12 protein-coding genes are annotated in these 18,176 nt (G+C 45.5%); 1 reads left to right on the top strand and 11 read right to left on the bottom strand.

Going from position 1 to position 18,176, the window contains the following annotated elements; translation table 11 throughout:
- Positions 1 to 325: 325 nt before the first annotated feature.
- From V8247_RS04190 to V8247_RS04155, 8 genes are all read right to left on the bottom strand, one after another.
- The gene (locus V8247_RS04190; RefSeq protein ID WP_338739088.1) at positions 326 to 1,483 is read right to left on the bottom strand and encodes a DNA recombination protein RmuC; all 1,158 of its coding nucleotides are present in this window, start codon (positions 1,481 to 1,483) and stop codon (positions 326 to 328) included.
- Between the two features lie 17 nt (positions 1,484 to 1,500).
- Entirely contained in the window at positions 1,501 to 4,479 is a 2,979-nt protein-coding gene (locus V8247_RS04185; RefSeq protein WP_338739086.1) for a DEAD/DEAH box helicase family protein, read from the bottom strand.
- Positions 4,476 to 5,492, bottom strand: coding sequence for a virulence RhuM family protein (locus V8247_RS04180; protein WP_338739084.1), 1,017 nt, complete (start codon positions 5,490 to 5,492; stop codon positions 4,476 to 4,478). Before V8247_RS04180 ends, V8247_RS04185 begins: the two co-directional genes overlap by 4 nt.
- Before the next feature lie 24 nt (positions 5,493 to 5,516).
- Entirely contained in the window at positions 5,517 to 7,427 is a 1,911-nt protein-coding gene (locus V8247_RS04175; RefSeq protein WP_338739082.1) for a site-specific DNA-methyltransferase, read from the bottom strand.
- On the bottom strand, positions 7,424 to 9,274 hold the full coding sequence (locus V8247_RS04170; protein ID WP_338739080.1) for a DUF262 domain-containing protein: 1,851 nt from the start codon (positions 9,272 to 9,274) through the stop codon (positions 7,424 to 7,426). The genes V8247_RS04175 and V8247_RS04170 overlap by 4 nt, the downstream gene beginning before the upstream one ends.
- A gap of 7 nt (positions 9,275 to 9,281) precedes the next feature.
- Positions 9,282 to 12,167 (bottom strand): SNF2-related protein, encoded by a 2,886-nt coding sequence (locus V8247_RS04165; protein WP_338739078.1) that lies wholly within the window; start codon positions 12,165 to 12,167, stop codon positions 9,282 to 9,284.
- Positions 12,168 to 12,378: 211 nt separating this feature from the next.
- Positions 12,379 to 13,179, bottom strand: coding sequence for a hypothetical protein (locus V8247_RS04160; protein WP_338739076.1), 801 nt, complete (start codon positions 13,177 to 13,179; stop codon positions 12,379 to 12,381).
- A gap of 25 nt (positions 13,180 to 13,204) precedes the next feature.
- Positions 13,205 to 13,726, bottom strand: coding sequence for a DUF488 domain-containing protein (locus tag V8247_RS04155; protein WP_338739074.1), 522 nt, complete (start codon positions 13,724 to 13,726; stop codon positions 13,205 to 13,207).
- 516 nt (positions 13,727 to 14,242) lie between these two features.
- On the opposite strand from V8247_RS04155, the gene V8247_RS04150 reads away from it, so the two are divergent.
- Entirely contained in the window at positions 14,243 to 15,043 is an 801-nt protein-coding gene (locus tag V8247_RS04150) for an HNH endonuclease (RefSeq protein WP_338739072.1), read from the top strand.
- 255 nt (positions 15,044 to 15,298) lie between these two features.
- Here the strand turns inward: V8247_RS04150 and V8247_RS04145 are convergent, their stop codons facing one another.
- The 3 genes from V8247_RS04145 to V8247_RS04135 all read right to left on the bottom strand — a co-directional run bounded on the left by V8247_RS04145 (position 15,299) and on the right by V8247_RS04135 (position 18,057).
- Positions 15,299 to 15,451 (bottom strand): hypothetical protein, encoded by a 153-nt coding sequence (locus V8247_RS04145; RefSeq protein WP_338739071.1) that lies wholly within the window; start codon positions 15,449 to 15,451, stop codon positions 15,299 to 15,301.
- Positions 15,452 to 15,467: 16 nt separating this feature from the next.
- Positions 15,468 to 16,382 carry a hypothetical protein gene (locus tag V8247_RS04140; RefSeq protein ID WP_338739070.1) on the bottom strand — a complete coding sequence of 305 codons (915 nt, stop codon included), beginning with the start codon at positions 16,380 to 16,382 and terminating at the stop codon, positions 15,468 to 15,470.
- Positions 16,383 to 16,878: 496 nt separating this feature from the next.
- Positions 16,879 to 18,057 carry a hypothetical protein gene (locus tag V8247_RS04135; protein WP_338739068.1) on the bottom strand — a complete coding sequence of 393 codons (1,179 nt, stop codon included), beginning with the start codon at positions 18,055 to 18,057 and terminating at the stop codon, positions 16,879 to 16,881.
- Between the last annotated feature and the right edge of the window lie 119 nt (positions 18,058 to 18,176).

Genomic DNA, 18,176 nt, shown 5'->3' with positions numbered 1-18,176 from the left:
TAAACGTTGGAACGTGAGTGACATTCCACCTGAAATCGCAGTCAACTCAATCAGTGATTATCAGAAGGGGAAGTTGGATCGTCTTAAACCATGGCTCTACCGGCAACGAATGAATGCCCGAGCAGAAAGGGAAAAAGCCAATGAAGGCAGCACTTGCCAGGGGAAGCTATGAAGAAGGAGCAGCCGGCATTGTTTGAGTGTTTTGATGTCGGAACCATGAGAATGAAATAGGGGTTGGGCGAATTGCCCAACCCCTATTTATTTTCTAAGTTCACTGGTTAACCGAATTCGTCATGACGGTACCCGATCGCAGCGAAATCCTACATTATACTGATTCCTCAATTTCGAGCGCCGGTTCAGGAAGCGTCTCTTCAACTATTTGTTTCTCTTTACGCAGAGTTTCTATTTGAGCCAATGGCCGTTCCAGTGCTTTTTGGCGTGTTGTAACTAGTGACTGGAATTCATTTTGAGCGTCGTCGATCTTTTTACCCATCCTATCCATGGAATCCTTGAATTTATGCCATTGGGTATTGAAAGTTCCAAGTAGCGCTAGGATTCTTGAGGCTGTTTTTTCCATGTTGAAATTATCAACCGCTTGCCTGATGACTACCAGTATTGCGTATAGCGTCATAGGAGAACACAGAATTACTTTATTCCTCAATGAATCATCCAGTAGTCTATGGTCATTTTCATTTATAAAACAATAAACTTGCTCGTTTGGTATGAATACCAGTGCATAATCGACAGTATTTTTATTAACGTTAATGTAGTCCTCTTTTTTTGCGACTTCATTAATCCGCTGACGGACATCTTTTAAAAAGCTGGACTTATGCTTGTCCTTCTCTATATCTGTTTCCGCGGCTAAGTACGCGAGATAATTATCAAAAGGGAATTTTACGTCCATATTGAGTTTTAGGTCTTGGGGAAGGCGGAACGTATAATCAGGGCGTGTACCGGAGCCATCGTTTGTTAATTGTTTATCGTAGTTTACTCCTTCAATAAAACCGGTCAATCTGAGTATATCATCGGCTATCCGGTCTCCCCACTGGCCCCGGACTTTACTGTTCGCCAAGGCAATTTGGAGTTTCCCAGTCGTCTCATGAAGCTTAAGTGTATTTTCGGTAGCAGCCTTTAAATTAGTATCCAGACTGGTTAGTCTTTTGGCGCTTTCCTTGTCAAAGTCGGTAATCATTTTGCCGACTTTCTCAAATTCCTTTTTCATATTATCGTAGGTCTGGTCAATCAGTTGTTTTTTGGTTTCGAGTTCTTTTTCTCCGGTTTTAGTTTGTTTAGAGAGCGTCTCGTTGGCTAGTTTAAGGAATTCTTCGGAATTGCTCTTCAAAGCCGCAAGCGATATAGAGTCGAAAGAATTAACAATATCGTTTTTTAGCCTCTCCCCTTTTACCTGTTGATTTTTTGTAACGAAGAATACGATCGCCGAACCAGCGGCAAGACCCAACGCAAACACCAGAACATATTCCATAATGATTTAGCCTCCTGTTATACCTGATCTGCCGACGTGACCACCGCAAACGGCACACCTATGGAATTAAAATGCCTGGCGCCGCACCTCACCTTGTCAGCTTCGCTGTTACGCAATTTTAGAAAATCCCTGGTGCCTTTGGTCTCACGAACCAGATACAGAGACTTGACGTCATGCTTCAAGATCGCCCAGTCCGGGTTGTATTTGCCAACAGGCGTGTCGATTACAAACCATCTGGGTAATTTCACGAACAACTTGATATCCTCACGCTGGTCTAACCGCCGCGCAAATTCCCGCTCTATTTCGGAGTCATATTCAACGTATTCGTAAATTGAATGTTGAACCTGCAAAGCCGTCAGGTAGTTGATCATTTCTTCGTTTTTAAAAAGGAGCTGTTCCCATTCTGCTTCCGGCCCGTCACCATGTATCTTCTCGTATTTGATACCGTCCACTAAGAGCCTGTGGAGTTCATTCTTCAATATCGCCGCGACGGTGTCCATGAACAGTTGAGGATTATTAAAGAAATCTTCCAAACGGCCTGAACTTTTCAATATACGAACAAGGGTGGAGCGTGTGAGTTCAGTCTGATTCTGAAGGTACGCTAATAGGTCTGGCACCGGCCTTGCACCAAAGGAAACCTGTTCTTCTGCAACCCCGATATCGATGGTGTCAACACCGCCTTTGGTGACTTTTACTTGACCGGTACGGACATGGATCCTGGGTTTTTCGATATGCTCCATTCGCTTGATCGCCGCTACTGCCCGGCTAACCAACTCGTCGGTCTCAAATTCCACCCGATAGGTGGTTTTAGGTTTGATCTGTTCCCATAACGCTTTAAACTCTGATTCTTCTAACAGAAAACCCTTAAGATGGTTTACCCGTTCATCTTTGTCTCTGCGGATATGCCGTTCAATCTGATACGCGGAGAGTAAATCAATTACAGCTGAAGCCAGATCTTTATGCGCTTCGGGTAATTTCAGCTCGAAATCGAGCCGTTTAGGATCAAAAGCCGCTTGGATACGCCCCTCGGTATCAAGCATCTTTTGATCAACTAAAGCCGCCTTGATAACATCGGCGGCTGTCCGGCCGATCGGCTGTTCTTGCCCGTCAACTACCTGGCACAATTTTGCAAACGCTGTTATCGGGACCTTGCCGAAGGTCACTCCGCACTCCTCTTCGTATTCAGTCTGTAGCTTACGGGCGAAATCCTCATAACTTTCATTCGCCATGACATAGAGCTTGTTGATGGAGTCATCAAAGACCCGCAGGCCGTTTTGATCCACCGGCAACCGTAGTCCGCGGCCGATTTCCTGGCGTTTCTTTATGCCGCTTTGTGTTTCGTTGAGGGTGCATATCTGAAAAACGTTCGGGCTATCCCAGCCTTCACGCAAAGCTGAATGGCTGAAAATGAATCGTAACGGCTCGTCAATCGTAAGGAGGCGTTCCTTCTCCTTCATGATGAGGTTATAGACTTCATCATCTGCCTGAGTATCCCCACGGGTGTCTTTTAAGATGCCCTTTCTGTCCTGGGCAAAGTAACCGTTGTGGAGTTTTCCAATAGCGTGTTTAACACAATCCAGATCTTTATATTGTTCCAATGCGGCCAAGGAATGGAACTCATCTTCAAATGCCCTGGCGAATTTCCCGGCTACCGGCTGGCCGGATTCATCGTAGTCACGATAATTGGCTACACGGTCAATGAAGAAAAGGCTAAGCACCTTAATACCGCGACCACGTAATTGCAGTTCTTTATCCAGATGTTTTTTAACAGTGTGTTTTATCTGCGCCCGCCAAACATCATCCCGAAGGCCGCCCATTTCTTCACCCAGGCGTAACAGCTTTCCGTTATTGAACCTGATGAATTCGTTACCTGGTTCAGCCCAAATTTCAGCCATAGAAAAGCCATGCTGATAACAAGGGCGCTCATCGGACAGAGTGAACAGGTCAGCGCCGTTGGTCACGGTGACCGTTTTTTCTTTCGGTCCATCCTTGGTTTGAACGTGAATCCGCAACTTAGCTTTGACACCTTTTTTGTACTCAATGCTTTCCACTCTTACAAAAGCATCGTTGGCACTGTTTTCAGCTACAGCACTGGCTACCACGATTTGTTTTACCAGCTTCAATTCGAATGCCCGAACAGGATCAAGACGATAAACAAGGTTGTAAGGATTCCTGTGAGTGGCGGAATAGCGAAGAGTGCAAAGTGGATTCAAAGCCCGAATGGCCTCCTGGGACTTCTCTGTGGAATCCACGCTCTGGGGCTCATCAATAATGACAATCGGCCTGGCCGCCTGAACGAACTCAATAGGCTGCCGCCCGGATAGTTTGTCACTTTCCTTATAGATAATGTTGCTCTTCTGTTCCGCTTCTGTGCCGGCAAAGTTTTTGCGAAAAGCATCAATGTTGATGATCATGATCTGGAGGGTATTGCTGACGGCAAACTGGCGCAGTTGGTTGACCTTTTTGCCGTCATAGACGAAGTGCTCGAACGGGATATTATTGTAGAGGGCACGGAAATGATCCTTGGTTATTTCGATGTTCTTCAGTACGCCTTCACGAATAGCAACGGAAGGCACTACAATAATGAATTTCTGAAAACCGTATTTTTGTGATAGCTCGAAAATTGTCCGGAGATAGACATAGGTTTTACCGGTGCCTGTTTCCATTTCCACCGAGAAGTGGGGGCAGAGGCGGGTCATATTGGCTGGCGCGTCGAACAGTTCCGAGCATTCAAGCGGTGCTTCATGCTCCGGTGCTTCAATGTCGTTGCGTATCTGGACATTCCGGGTATTCTCCCGCAGTTTGTCCTCTGCCACCAGCAAGCGGTTACCGATTCCAAGTTCCGTCTGTTCCTGCCCGCTGAACAATCCCGCCATATTTCCCAAGTTGATGACGGCATATTCCGGCGCTCCCTGTGGCTGGCCGTCGAATAGATCGATAATCGCCGCTACGGCGTCAAGCTGGAACTGCTGATTGGCGTCAAATTGGAGTTTCATTCTTTTTTCTTACGTGGCTTGGAAGTAGTGATTTTTTTAGTAGCTTTTTCGAAATCGCTGATATATTCTCTGTCCTGAATCACCCTGAATTTTTCACAAGCGCCTTGAGCGATTTTTACAGCAACTTCGTGGGAAATACTACCGGCATTGGTGAGTATTTCGTATTCATTGAATTTCAGAAATCCGTCTATTTTCTCAATCCAATCGGCCATTTTCATCGGGATATGGCGAGCCGCCTGGTTTTCGGCGTAATCCAAGTACATGGATACAATACGTTCTAGCGCTTTAATCTCCTGTTCTCCCATGTAATTCTTGGCTATTGTGATGTCGGACTTTAATATTTTCCCATGCGGGGCGTTCTTCCAGGTTTTAAGTCCCATGTGAGGAGAATCAGCTTTCGCGCGTTCGGCTATTAATTCTGCCGCTGTTCTGCCGGTGATTGCCCAATGTAATTTGTTCTGGACGGTTTTGAAGAATATTTGGGTTATTTCAGCATTTGGATTGTAGTCGATGCTACATTGTTCATAGATATCGGCTATCTTGAGGTAAAAGCGTCGTTCACTCGCCCGTATCTCCCGGATACGTTCCAGCAATTCATCAAAATAATCTTTACCGAAACGCGAGCCCTGTTTAAGTCTCTGGTCATCTAACACAAAACCCTTAATAATGAATTCGCGCAGGGTTTCTGTGGCCCAGATACGGAATTGAGTAGCCTGTTTGCTGTTGACGCGGTATCCAACCGCGATTATGGCATCAAGATTATAAACGTCGATCTCACGATTAACCTGACGCCCGCCCTCCTCTTGAACTATTCGAAATTTTCGAATAGTTGCCTCAGGTCTCAGTTCTCCGGACGCGTATATTTCTTTCAGGTGATAATTGATTGTATTGACTTCAACCCCAAATAATTCCGCCATCTTTTTCTGGCTTAACCAAAAGGACTCGTCAGAATAGAATACCTCAACTCTCACCACTCCATCCGGCGTGGTATACAGCAAGATTTCATTTTCCATGGGGATTAAATCTTTACTCACTATCTATACCGTCTCGAACTTCTTGATCTCTTTGGTCTTGAATATCTGGACGGCGTTGGCCTTCAACTGGTCATTGCCGACGAAACCGGCATCCAGGCACACCACACGCTCCGGTTTCTTGTCCGCCATGGCTTTGATAAGTTCCAGGCTGATTTCCTTTTCCAGACAGATGAACATGAGCCCCTCAGCCACGGAAATAATATCCTTCCCGGCTAAAGTCAGTTTTTCGACAGGAGTAGTCAACGGGAATCCACTCTTAAGCAGCAGTTCATACAATAGGTCGTCGATATCGCGTCCGTCTTTGATGTGGTCAATATGTAATTCAAGCTGTTTTTCCAGTGATGCCGAGTCCTGAGAACCGTGGGCGTTCCAAGTCTTGAAGTTGGAGTCCGCCAACTTGAAAACACGGAAGCCGCAGTCTTGTTTCTTGCCGCCGTTAAGATCAAGTTTGCCGGCATCCTGGGCGTTCAGTTTCTTGATGACACGACGGACGCGTTCTTTGCAGATGTCAGCGATTGTTGGATAGTCTTCACGCGCGGTCGGCTCGGGGAGTTGAATCATTACGAATTTACGGTTAACTCCGTCCCGATGGTTCACATCGAGAACCGCGTGGGCAGTAGAACCTGCACCGGCGAAAAAGTCCATGACAATATCATCGTGTTTGGTCGAGATGGTTAAAAGAGCACGGATTAATGAACTTGGTTTGGGAAATGGGAAAGGACTATTCCCACCGAATAGGTCTTGAAGTTCTTGTGTCGCCGAAGTGACTGTGCCATATGAAGCTCCATCGAACCAAGACGTCGGAACTTCACCGAATTCCTTCTTTTCTTCATAGAAAACTTTAAGTTGAGGACGTGCATCTCCGGATTTGCCGAATATTATTCTACGGTCTTGTAGAAGCTCATTGAACCTTTGTTGTTCCGTCCTCCAACACCTTCCGGGAGGAGGCCAATGTTCTTGACCAGTATTCGGGTTAACAATTGAATATGTTAAATTTTCTCTGATATTTGGGGCATCGAAAGGATCAGCTTTCCAAGGTCCTCTGGGATCGTTATCCGGGTTATCATACCTTGTCTTATCCGCAGGTAAAGGGTGGGCAGCGAAACTCGGCAGATCATGCCAAAGGTTGTTATTTGATTCTTTTAAGCGGCGATGCTCTTGGCGACGGACGCGAGCATACGCAACTATGTATTCGTGCTGAATACTAAGGTCAGTGTCATTCTGCACCGATGTCCTGGATTGCCAGGGAATTTGAGCAAAGCAATTCTCTTCTCCGAAGATTTCATCACAGATGCGCCTTAGATTCACCGCTTCATTATCATCGATACTAATAAAAATTATGCCATCTGTTCTCAGCAGATTCTTTGCTAAAAACAACCGCGGGTACATCATGTTCACCCACTTCGAATGGAAACGTCCTTCAGAATCAGTGTTATTACCAAACCTCTTTCCTTCCGTGTCCACCTGACCGGTGTATTCAAGGTAAGTCTGGAGTGACTCTGTATAATTATCCGGGTAGATGAAGTCGTTTCCGGTGTTGTAAGGCGGGTCAATATAGATCATTTTAATCTTGCCCAAATATGACTTCTGAAGAAGTTTGAGCACCTCCAGATTGTCGCCTTCGATTATCAGGTTTTCGGTGGTATCGAAGTTAACGCTCTCTTCCGGGGCTGGGCGCAGAGTCGCCATGCTTGGTTGTTGGATGGTTCTGAAGCATTCGGCTTTGCCCGGCCAGTTCATGCCATAGCGTTCTTTACCTACATCTACCATCTCACCCAATGCCAACTTGAGGCGTTCAAAGTCAATTTTACCGCCTTCGGTTCGGACCTCTGGGAAAAGGCGCAGAAGTTCTTCCTGTTTTTCTTCCGCTATATGGTGGGAGTTCAGGTCAAAGTGTTCTGGTTGTTCGGTCATTCCTGTTCCTCTTCTTCGGTAAGTTCGCCATCTGCGTCCGCGTTTTCGGTTTGGGGCGGCGCCTGTCGGCCGATCGTCTTCCCGGTTGCTTGTTCTATCCTGTTCAATAGAGCTTCTTTGCGCTTGTTATAGAAGCTTTTAAAGTCATCTTTCTTGAGGGTTTCCGGATCAATAAGGTGGGTGACAAGTATCTGGTCCTGGCGCTTTTCATCGATACTACATTTATCGCGTAGAGCTTTCAAGTACTGGCCTGGAGCGTTGCCGCCAATGATTCTATTAGTGCGGTATGAAAGTGCGGTTTTATTGACAATGGATTCTGAGTATTTGGACTCGATATGTTTCTTCACGCACCAATCATGAGGAAAGATATGATGTATGTCGATAATATCTGCAAAATACGTTTGGACCTGAATGGGTTCCCCAGTGCGAAAGTCCAGGCAACCGTCTTGCATAAGCAATGCGTATAATCCTTTGTACGCCGCACTATTACGAGTGCGTAAAGTGTCGAAACGCCCGGGGGAAAAGTTACTTTCTGACACTGTTGATGGCTCTTGGCCGCCGTTTACCCAATTCATAACCTCGACAACATCTCGGGCAAAACGTGTTTCGACGGAACTACCATATAATTCACCGAAAACGCCACACCAATACCATCTGCCCAGCTTTGCACGCACCACATCAGTGTCTGCTTTGTCCCCAATAATCGCTAGAATAGCGGCCAAGGGGACAATCTGCGTTCCATAAGGAAGATCTCTATTGGAAAATATCTTGTGTTGGAAAAGGAAGCGCCCGGCTTTTTCAAATCCAGAAGTGGCCAATTCTACCCATTTTCTATAATCATCGAGTTTGAGTTTCAAAATATCTGCTCGTTTGCAGCCAACAGCTGCACCTGAGTCCTCCTTTTTCCGGATATAGGTAGATAAAAGAGAAATGACCTGTAATAATTCATCAGCACCTATAGAGCGCAATGCAATTTGGCTATGTATCCTGTCCTTGCGACCGGTGGCAATCTTGTGTCCTCGTTCGTTGTGTTTTCCCTCCCAGTCTTCTCGAAGGTTATAGCCGTCGGCGGCGAAAGTGGCAGTAACCAATTCGAATACCGTTAACGATACACCACCGGTGTTGACCTTTTCGAAGACTTGGCAAACGGCAACTTTCGGGGTCTCTTTCAGCAACTTGATAACGGGGATTTGGTATTGTTTGAATCGATCAACGACTGCCCGTTCGAAAGTGTCGAAGAATTCGGTTTTCTGCGGGTCATAACCCCAATGCCTGTTGTAACCGGACCGCCATTTGGCGCAATCTAGGATCAAAGAGAGCGGGAATAACATATGCTCGAATTCGGCTTCAGGAGTAGAGTAGTCTTCGACTATCTCGTTCCTAAAGTTCTTTATCTTCCTGTCTTCCGGCAGGCTCTCGATAGCGTCTTCCCTGTCCCCATTTGAGTTTAGAGCCTTGGCCATATCAATATAGTACCAACGGAGGATTTCCTTCTTCCTGATGTCCTTTGTTTTTACAGCCCGATTGAGTATGATTGCTTGGTAGAGTGAGGTGAGGCGCTGCTGACCGTCGAGGATGAAACGTTCAGGTTCAACCGGTAAAGCTAGTTCAACACCTTCGACAGGCCGTGGTTTGAATCTAACGTCTTTATTCCCATTCTCTAGCATCATGACGGCGCCAATTGGGTACGACAAAGAGACGCTGGCTAAAAGACTCATGATATGGGCATCATCCCAGACCCACCCGCGTTGAAATTCTGGCAACTGGTATTTCCCGGTTGAGATCGCTTTCAAGACATCCTGCAGAGACTCCTTGTCACTGGTGAAGGTCGTCATTCCATCCATCATTTGCCTCCTATGTCAGTACCCAACGCAAAGAAAAGAGCGTCGTCTTTTCGGTTGCTTGCTGTAACCGCTGGCTGATCTCGTCCAGCAACGTGTCTTTCTGCCTATCAACATCGCGGCTGGCCTGGTCATAGTTGCGCCAAGCTTCATCTCTCTTGGTTTCAAACTTGCGTATTTCTCGTTGCCGTTCTAATTTGTCCGGAAGATTGGGCGCCATCCTAGCTGCCTTGCGAGCTTCTTTAAGCGCATCGTCAAGGTCTTCTAACTCAGTACGAAGAGAAACGCGACGGTCTTCAGCCCATTTGTCCAGTTTGTCCATCTCCACTTCAAACCATCGCCCGTTTCGATTGTCCATACTCGTAAGGATTTCTTGGCGTCGGGCTGAAACTTGCTGGTCAAGTCGTTGGGAAATTTCACCAGGCAAGGCTAAGGTGTTTTCAGTTTGCCCTGCTAAATCAAACAAGCGCCGGCATTGTGTGTCATCAAGTAACTGCCCTTCATCGGTTACTCCTGCAAACACTAGGTGGTCTTCAGTCTCCAATGCGGTTACGGTACATAGGCAGCATTGAAGCCAACCAGACTTCCCGAGAAACGATTGCAGACAAGTAATATTCTTACCGCTCCCGGCATAATCGAAAACTACATGCGCCGATGGAGTTTGCAGCGAGGAAGCACGACTAAGCAGGCGCTGAGCCAGAGGGTGGCCAACGCGGTAAGTATTGACATCATCAACTGCTTTTCCCATTCGGTAGGGTCCCGGGTGGATGGTTTCCTTCGGGAAAGGGTTTTTTAATAGGGTGAAGGTGTGCGCCGTTCCGTCAAAATTGGCATAATCCCCAAGAAGGTGTTGGGTAATCATCCATAAGAGGCCGTTGAATCGATCCAGATAATCGTGACTCTGGATTCGAACTTTTTCGACCACCTCCTGATCAAAATTATCTAAGAGTTTTTCCCTGGCATCCCGCTGTCCCTCAACGATTTGAACTTCGAGTTCTTTTTGAAGCTGGTCGAATTCGAACTGAATCTGCTCCTGTGTTCGACATTGTTGGTAAATGGATGCTATGCGCTTTTCAAAATCGACGCCAGATTCGACAATCCCAAGAACTTCATCACTGGCTCCGAACACCCCGTTGAAAAGACGGAATTTTTCGTCAAGCAGTTCATAAACACGTTGATCAGCCGCGTTACTCTTGTTCAAGAAATTGACCACCACGACGTCGTATTTTTGTCCGTAGCGGTGGCAGCGACCAATCCGTTGCTCAATGCGTTGCGGGTTCCATGGCAAGTCATAATTTACGACTAGGTTGCAGAACTGCAGGTTGATGCCCTCAGCAGCCGCTTCCGTAGCAATAAGAATGGAAGCATCGTCACGAAAATGCTCAACTAGAGCGGCTCGCATATTGGCGCTGGGTGAACCGCTAATACGATCGGTGCCAGCATGTTTTTCCAGCCATCGCTGAAGAATTCCCTTTGAAAGGGAATCGGTATTGGTGCCGTTAAAAAGCATGACCTTTCCGGCGAATTCGGTTTGTTGCAGAACGTTAAACAAATACTCCTGGGTGCGCCGTGACTCCGTAAATATGACAGCTTTTTGTTGTAATGTAGTAGCCCCTTGCTTTTCCTGGGCATGAGACGCAGCCGCAAACCCTTTTCTCAGGGCGGTGAGAAGTACTTCGCCTTTAGAATTCCTGACGATTGATTTTGCCAGCGCATGGAATTCACGCAGTTGGGCCATCTCAAGGCGCAACTCTGCGAGTTGTTCAGGAGCCAATTTGTTTTTTTGGCCCGGTGTTGAGGCATTCTCATCCTCGTCCCATTCGTCCGCCAGTTCATCAAGTTCTTCAAGATTAGCTGGCAGATCTTCCGGCATAGTATCGACAGCTTCAGCAACGATTGCCGCCGCTTCCAGCTTGTTGGCCAATCCCTCGAGGGTTGCAGAGATGGCATATGTCGATGACGCGAGGAGCTTGCGTAATATCAACGTCATTAGTTGCCTCTGACTGGCGGGGAGTGCGTATAATGTCGGGCACTGAAGATACTCCGTAACCAAATCGTAGAGTTTTTGCTCCTGGTCGCTCGGTACGAACTCTTGCACGATGGCGTGGCGGTTAGTGTATTTGATATATTCCAGCACCTGACGGCGCAGGGTGCGTTTGCAGATTGGCTTGAGTCTCTCTTTGAGGTCGGTAAAATCCGTTTCATTGCTGAGCCGAGTGAACCTAGCTCGGAAGCTGCGCAAATCGCCAAAAGCATAATCGTCGATAATGCTGACAAGTCCATATAGCTCCAGCAAGGAATTCTGCAATGGCGTCGCAGTCAATAACACTTTGGGGAAAGGGGCAACGGCCTGTTTGATAACCGAGGCTATTTTGCTGGAGGTTTTATAAACGTTGCGCAGCCGGTGAGCTTCATCTATGACTACCAATGCCCATTGTATCTGACGAATGTAAGGCTCCATCTTCTTGGCAAACTGATATGAACATAAAATAATGGCTTCTTGCTTGAAGGGGTTGAGATTGCCGGAGCGGATCATATCGTTGAAACTGCGGTTCTCCAGAATCACTGAGGGTAGATTGAATTTGTCTGAAAGTTCCTGGCTCCATTGTTTGCGAAGGTTGGCTGGGACAATAACTAAAAGGCGATGTTTGCGTTCCGCCCACTTCTGGGAAAGAAGAAGACCAGCTTCAATCGTCTTCCCAAGGCCAACTTCATCGGCTAGGATGGCGCCACGAGAAAAGGGGTTTCTGAAGGCAAAAAGTGCCGCTTCGACTTGATGAGGGTTTAGATCAACCTGAGCATCGGCGAGGACTGAAGTCAGTTTTTCAACACTGTCAGAAGAGCAGCGCCTAGTCAGTTCATGGGCATAGAGTTTTGCGTGATAATCGGTAATACTCATCCCAGTTTGTCACTGGTTGTTGTATAGTATCCTTCGGCACACATAAATTGGTTGAGTTTACCATTCAAACGAGTTCAGTTCAATCCTGTAGTCTGTGACCATTTGAATTCTCATTACTTATTGGATTAAGAAAATGGTGCCGTAAGGGAAATGCATTTGGCGCATTTTCTTGTTTCGATAGAAGCAGGCAGCGTCATGGGTTTTCGAGGGCTTATAACAACGAAGGCTGAATGGTTTTAGGCGGGTAGAATAACCCTACAATAATCCAAGCATCAGGGTGCTGATGTACGGTGCCAACATAGAAATGGGTATCATTTTTTTCGATCATCTCAGTTTCAAAAGTGGCTCGGAATTGATTCTCCCAATCAGGTCCATATTTCGCTAGCCAGCTATGATATGAAGCTCCCATCTCCCAATCGGTACATGACAACGTGTGAGAGTTGCACCCATCACCTTCGCATTCAAACTCATATTTGAATGTGTAGGGGACTTTTTTAAGTTCTTCCTTTGGTAGTTTTCCAAACATCGGGTATTGACGTAATTTGGCAAGTTCCTCCGGAGTCCATTCTATTGCAGTAGGTTCAATAATAAGCCGCTTGATTCGGCTTGGCTTGAATAGACCCAGAGTCGGAGTTTGGTTTAAATTACGCTCAGTCTGTAAGTCACAAAGTGACCTCTTCTTTAGACGGAAGACTTTTAACTTTCGCGCTTGCCAGTCATTGTTGGTACCGATGACATCATTGATAATCTTAATTGTATCAATATTTACTTTGTAACTCTCTACTCTGGGGTCGGACTTTGATTTAGTGACCTCTGCTTCAATAAGTTGATATTTTTTAAAACGTTGGTCGACAGTAAGGAACCTAAAAGGGATGGGGAATAACCTTATCCATTGGCCGTCTTCAGTGATTCCGGCTGTGCATGAGACTTCAATACCCTTTGCCGAAGGTGTGGGGTACGTGCGAACAGTGATGAGAATCCGCTTTTTAACCCATTCTTCGCGGGTAACCACCTACGTACCTTTCTGGGGCCTATACCTAAAGATCTCGCCCACCAAATCCTCGCCGCTCAAGCTCCAAGAACACTCTGTGTCTGTGGCATTCGGTAGGGTCTAGCTCAACACACATCAAAGCCACAGGGTGTTCCAAGGAGTTGAAGAATTCGTTAAGATTGTCACTGACAATATTAGGTAGAACGTTAGAATCATACCAGCGCCAAATATCGTTTCTCGTATCTTTTCCTATGCCATATGCCCTTATATCTCTTGGAATACCCCAATCGGGCCGATGAGTATAGATGATGCCATTACTTTCGAGGGCATTTTTCAGATTAGTCTTACTGAAGTCTGGTTTATACCGGCTTACCGGTGTAAATCTGATGTCAATCAATGTTGCTACACCAGCTTTTTGGAGAGTAGTGATAAAACTCTGGATTGTTTGCCCGGAGTAACCGATAGTGTAAAACTCAGGGTTAGCAGAGAAATGATTTCGGTTCCAGTAGGCTTTACTTAACCGCTGTTCCGACGCTGTTTTTTCCGGTAGCTTGAGGGTGGTATCCAACACGTCGAAGTTCTCCTAATCAGGATTTATTTGCCACTGGATTATACCATGGTCATCTCTTTCCCGGAACAAACCCATGTCTTTTTCCATACGATGCACCCATTGATTGTTCGGAAACCTTTGAGGAAGCTTAGCCTCAGTTCGTATTTCGGTCCATGTCATGGGTTTGTTGTGACTAAGAAGGACTTTTTTGATCTGATCTCTAAACTCGTCGTATGTCATCGGTGTTTGTTTCCGCGGAATATTCCAATAAGGGCTTTTACACTTAGGGCAAACCTTTGGTTCTCGCATCGTGTCGCGTGGCAACCATTCGTGACCACATCTTTCGCAACGAAAGCCCATGACGGTGATAGGGACTTTTCCCATGAAGCAAACTCCGCTAATAGTATATTATTAGCTAATATATACCTTGTTAGTAATACAGTCAAGACGTTGCTTTTCGAAAATCGCTTACCATGTTTATTCCACAGTGGTTACCATTTTTTAATTTTGAACCGTTGTATTAGAATACACTCAATGAGTGTTTGTCTATTCTGCAAAACAGAAGGCATATTTCGAACCAGAGAACATATTATTCCGGAATCCCTCGGTAATGACATCGATATTCTAGAAAATGTCATTTGCGAGAAATGTCAAAATTACTTCGGTACAGAAATTGAACGACCGGCTCTCGAAAAAACCAACTTAGCATTTTGGCGAAGCTACCTCGGAATACGAACCAAGAGAAATCACCTTCCGTTCGTGAACCTTGATCCGCCAAAAAGAGGAGCGATTCCATCCTTTCATCCTTTCACTGAATTCGGGGTTGGGTTCACTGCCCATGAAGATGGTTCCACATCTATGGATGTGAGCAATCGGTGGCAAAAAGAAAACCTACTACGTGATAAATTGCGGTATATTCTGGTTTTCACTCCTTGGCATTTGAGCATACTTGGGAGATTCTTAGGCAAAGTAGGCCTTGAATTTGTGGCTTTGAATGATATCAACTTCGCACTAAGTCCCGAATTTGACCAAATAAGGAACTTCGTCCGTTTTGGTTTAACCAAGAGCCTCTGGCCGATATATTGTGGGCGAGAGGGAAGAACAACTGACCTCAAAGGTCCAATCATGTGGGATGGTGTTGAAGGGCGGCAAGAGATTGAATGCTATCGCTACTCTTTGGCCAAAAGAGAAAAAGGGGGGATGGTTTTTGCCTTTTCAATTGGCACTGATATTATGCTGCTTTGCCTATCCAGCGATTTGCCAGATCCAGATATCGAAAAATGTATTACAGGTGTCAAACTGTCGTGTTTGTACTACCATGACGGTACTTGGTGAAGAAACAAGTCCAATGGCTCACAATGAAAATCCTGATCGGCGGTTGGGAAATAATCCAGTAAACTGATCGGTGTGCTGCCCAGCCCTATTAAATCATTCCGTCCGTGACAATATGTCGTTCTTAATTTTGCCTTGTTTCCCCGTTCGGCTTACCGCCCTTTTGTTCAGTTGCCCCAAGATATGGGTCATTCTGTCTTGGTGGCACAGGTCTATCGGCTGGTTTTGGTTGCACTTGTGGTTTGGCTGATTCGTTTGTCATAGGTCTTCCTTTTTAATATTTATAACAACCTTTTTTCGGGACTTTTCGGTATAATCAACCCTTTGTGCCAATTTCGGGTCTGTTTTTCTTGGCGGGGCTTCGACCTCTTTTCCTGTTTTGCCATGTTCTTTTTCCTTATTTTCACTCATAGTTTAGCATGCTCACCTACCAGACATTAATTCCTATCCAGACAGCTAATAATGTAAATCCAAAAAAAAGGAGAACGTACGAGTATTTTATAAGGCGAAATAGCTTGTCTATTAACTTCTTATTATTGTCTATAGCTTCCAAGCATTTATCGATTATATTGAGCTTAGTGATTCCAATATCCTTTACGATATAATAATCCCTCAAGCGGTTCAAATCAGGTGGCCTATCCCATTTCATTATGAATATCGGGATAAAGGACAAACTAAGCGACATAAGAAGCGGTATCAAGGCTATTTTGGCTAAGAATAGGTTAGCAATTGTGTCTGACTGACCGAGGATGTTTGTAACCAGCAGAGTAAATATTACACCCGCAATACCTAGAGCTATGCCCGACTTGGTAACAAGCCCGTCAATTTGTTCAAACTGAAAGTCTATTCGCCTTCTCACCTCGTCTAGAACTACATCAATACTCATTAATGCTTGAGTATCTATGGTATCATCATTTTCTTGGCATACTTCTGGTGCTAGAATTGTTGTCGAATTATTAGCTTCAAACACTTGTTCCTTGTTTTCCTTAAACTGAGCTGTTAATCCCAAAGCTATGGCTATTAAAGCTAATCCAACGCCAATCATATTTATATCGACGCTACCTTCAGCGATTTCTGTCTTAAATCGTGAAAGCGAAATGAATATAGCTCCCAAGTATATAATAAAAGCACTGTTTATGGCATTTGGAGATAAAATTCCCCTTAATTCTTTCCATGACAGTGACAGCAGAAATGAGGATATCCACAACAAAAAGACTACAGGAAAAAATATCCTGTAGATAATTGATAAAGCTATTGCCCCGAATCCAAATATTGCGCCGAAAGTAATTAATGATAGAGTTATGCTAATGTATATGGGTAGTTTTTGCTTATCTATTTTCATAACTACTAGAATTCTATTCCCCCAAGTGACTTGCCTCCGACGACGATACCAGTTTTTAACTCGTTCCCACAAGTAATAATAATAGCCTCCGGTGCCGGTGGCTTGTAATTACGTGAGTTGTGAGGTTTCACTCACGCTATTGTATTCCTTACGCTATTGCTCAATCAATTCCTTTGCTTCGGCATGAGGTCGGATGGCAATAGTAGACACTAAACCTTCTTAACCCGATGTGTCTAGCTTCAGGGTTCGTCTCCATTTTATTATGTCGGAGTGCTCCAAGTCAGGGTTTGGCTGTTTACGGGGGGAATGTCATACAAAGTTAGTGGGGTTTGCAGTTCTGTAAAGGCCAAGGGAAGGTTGTTGAAAAAACTTTGCTCGGCCGGTCTTTTGAATGTCGGGTAGTTCTCGGTATCGTCCCCTTTTGGTTGGCAGTCTTGAAAACGCGGGAGTGTCCGGGGAGTAGTGGTTATGACCACTACCTCGCGATGAGATTAAGCTAGACACTCAAATCTACAAATAAGTGAAAAATCTCCAACGATTTTCTCGTGTCTTGGGGATGAGTATGCCTACTGGTGAAGCGCGTCTCCGACTGCATTTGCATCGTGTCGGGCGTAAAAGATGTGTTCGCACCCACTGCCCTCTTACCCTCTTCCACTGCAGTGGTCATGTTTTTAAGCTTGCAAAAATGGAGCAAGACAGCATAATTCTGGCGCCACGTAAGGTAGTTGAATAATTGCTCTATCGCATCATTGTACGCTTTGGCACCGGACCAAAATTTACACTCGCATACCAAAGTCTGACCCGAATCTACTCGTAGAGAGATATCTGTCTTGCCCAATTTGTTGAAAGTCTCCCCAGTAGTGCTTCTAGGGTAGTTGGCGTTCATCATCCCTACTAGAAGGTCTCGCAGTTCTTCTTCTTCCATTTTTTGGTAACTTTTCGGAGCTGTCTCAAATTGACGCGTGTATTGTTCGATAAAGTCCACGAGTGCCATGACATCATCTCGGTTCAGAGTGGGTTCAAGTATGCTAGTAGCTTTTGGCTTCTCTATGACAGTACGTAGTTGTCGTGGCTTAATCTCTACCGGTCTTCCTCTTGCATTGAGATCCTGATGTAATGGGATGTTTAGGTTCTGAAGTAATGCCTGCGTCGTATTCTGCTTTTCCTCTAGCTGCTTCCTCTTGGCTTCCCAGACTGGCTTGATTCGGTCTCTTAACTGGCTGTTACCGGTTTCAATTTCCTTGTTCCTATTGCCTAGCCAAAAGCGAACTTGCTCAACCCCTTTTTGGACTGCTTGTTCATTCATTTCAACCTCGAGGACAAGAACGTCATCTTCAAATTTCCAGGCTGGTTCTGCTCCCCAGAAGGTGGAGGGGCCAAACTTGAAGTACTCTTTTCTCTGCGGATGATGCGATAAGGGAATTCTCAGGCGAAATCGATGTTCTTCTAACTGATAGGTGCGACCGCTGTGAAATTCGTCTCGCCTTTCGGCCTTAATAGAAAATGGTTCTATTGTCATCCGAGACTCATCCCACGTGAGTGTTTCCCACTTTGTTTGTTCAACCAGAAAGTCCAAATATTCGGCGGGATCGACCTCGAGGAGGTATTTCGATTCTTCTTTGTCGATGTTTTCACGAATAATACGGTTTATTTGCTGGTAGTAGGTTTGAAACATCGGTCCTGGCCACATCATCGCACAACAGGATAACACGCCAACACTGCTGCGGCAATATTCACATGAAATCCTAGACTAAAGGCCACAGGAAAGTGATCGAAAAGACTCTCCCTGAACAG

Origin of the sequence: Dehalogenimonas sp. W, assembly GCF_037094495.1 — a bacterium.
GTDB classification, from domain to species: Bacteria; Chloroflexota; Dehalococcoidia; order Dehalococcoidales; family Dehalococcoidaceae; genus Dehalogenimonas; species Dehalogenimonas loeffleri.
The sequence above is the reverse complement of the archived record's forward strand: the minus strand, read 5'-3'. Positions and strand labels throughout refer to the sequence as shown.

What these genes read in the sequence shown, in the direction of transcription:
- V8247_RS04135 (WP_338739068.1), bottom strand. Translation starts at nt 18,057, where the DNA reads ATGTTTCAAACCTACTACCAGCAAATAAACCGTATTATTCGTGAAAAC.
- V8247_RS04180 (WP_338739084.1), bottom strand. Translation starts at nt 5,492, where the DNA reads ATGGAAAATGAAATCTTGCTGTATACCACGCCGGATGGAGTGGTGAGA.
- V8247_RS04175 (WP_338739082.1), bottom strand. Translation starts at nt 7,427, where the DNA reads ATGACCGAACAACCAGAACACTTTGACCTGAACTCCCACCATATAGCG.
- V8247_RS04170 (WP_338739080.1), bottom strand. Translation starts at nt 9,274, where the DNA reads ATGATGGATGGAATGACGACCTTCACCAGTGACAAGGAGTCTCTGCAG.
- V8247_RS04185 (WP_338739086.1), bottom strand. Translation starts at nt 4,479, where the DNA reads ATGAAACTCCAATTTGACGCCAATCAGCAGTTCCAGCTTGACGCCGTA.
- V8247_RS04150 (WP_338739072.1), top strand. Translation starts at nt 14,243, where the DNA reads ATGAGTGTTTGTCTATTCTGCAAAACAGAAGGCATATTTCGAACCAGA.
- V8247_RS04190 (WP_338739088.1), bottom strand. Translation starts at nt 1,483, where the DNA reads ATGGAATATGTTCTGGTGTTTGCGTTGGGTCTTGCCGCTGGTTCGGCG.
- V8247_RS04140 (WP_338739070.1), bottom strand. Translation starts at nt 16,382, where the DNA reads ATGAAAATAGATAAGCAAAAACTACCCATATACATTAGCATAACTCTA.
- V8247_RS04145 (WP_338739071.1), bottom strand. Translation starts at nt 15,451, where the DNA reads ATGAGTGAAAATAAGGAAAAAGAACATGGCAAAACAGGAAAAGAGGTC.
- V8247_RS04165 (WP_338739078.1), bottom strand. Translation starts at nt 12,167, where the DNA reads ATGAGTATTACCGATTATCACGCAAAACTCTATGCCCATGAACTGACT.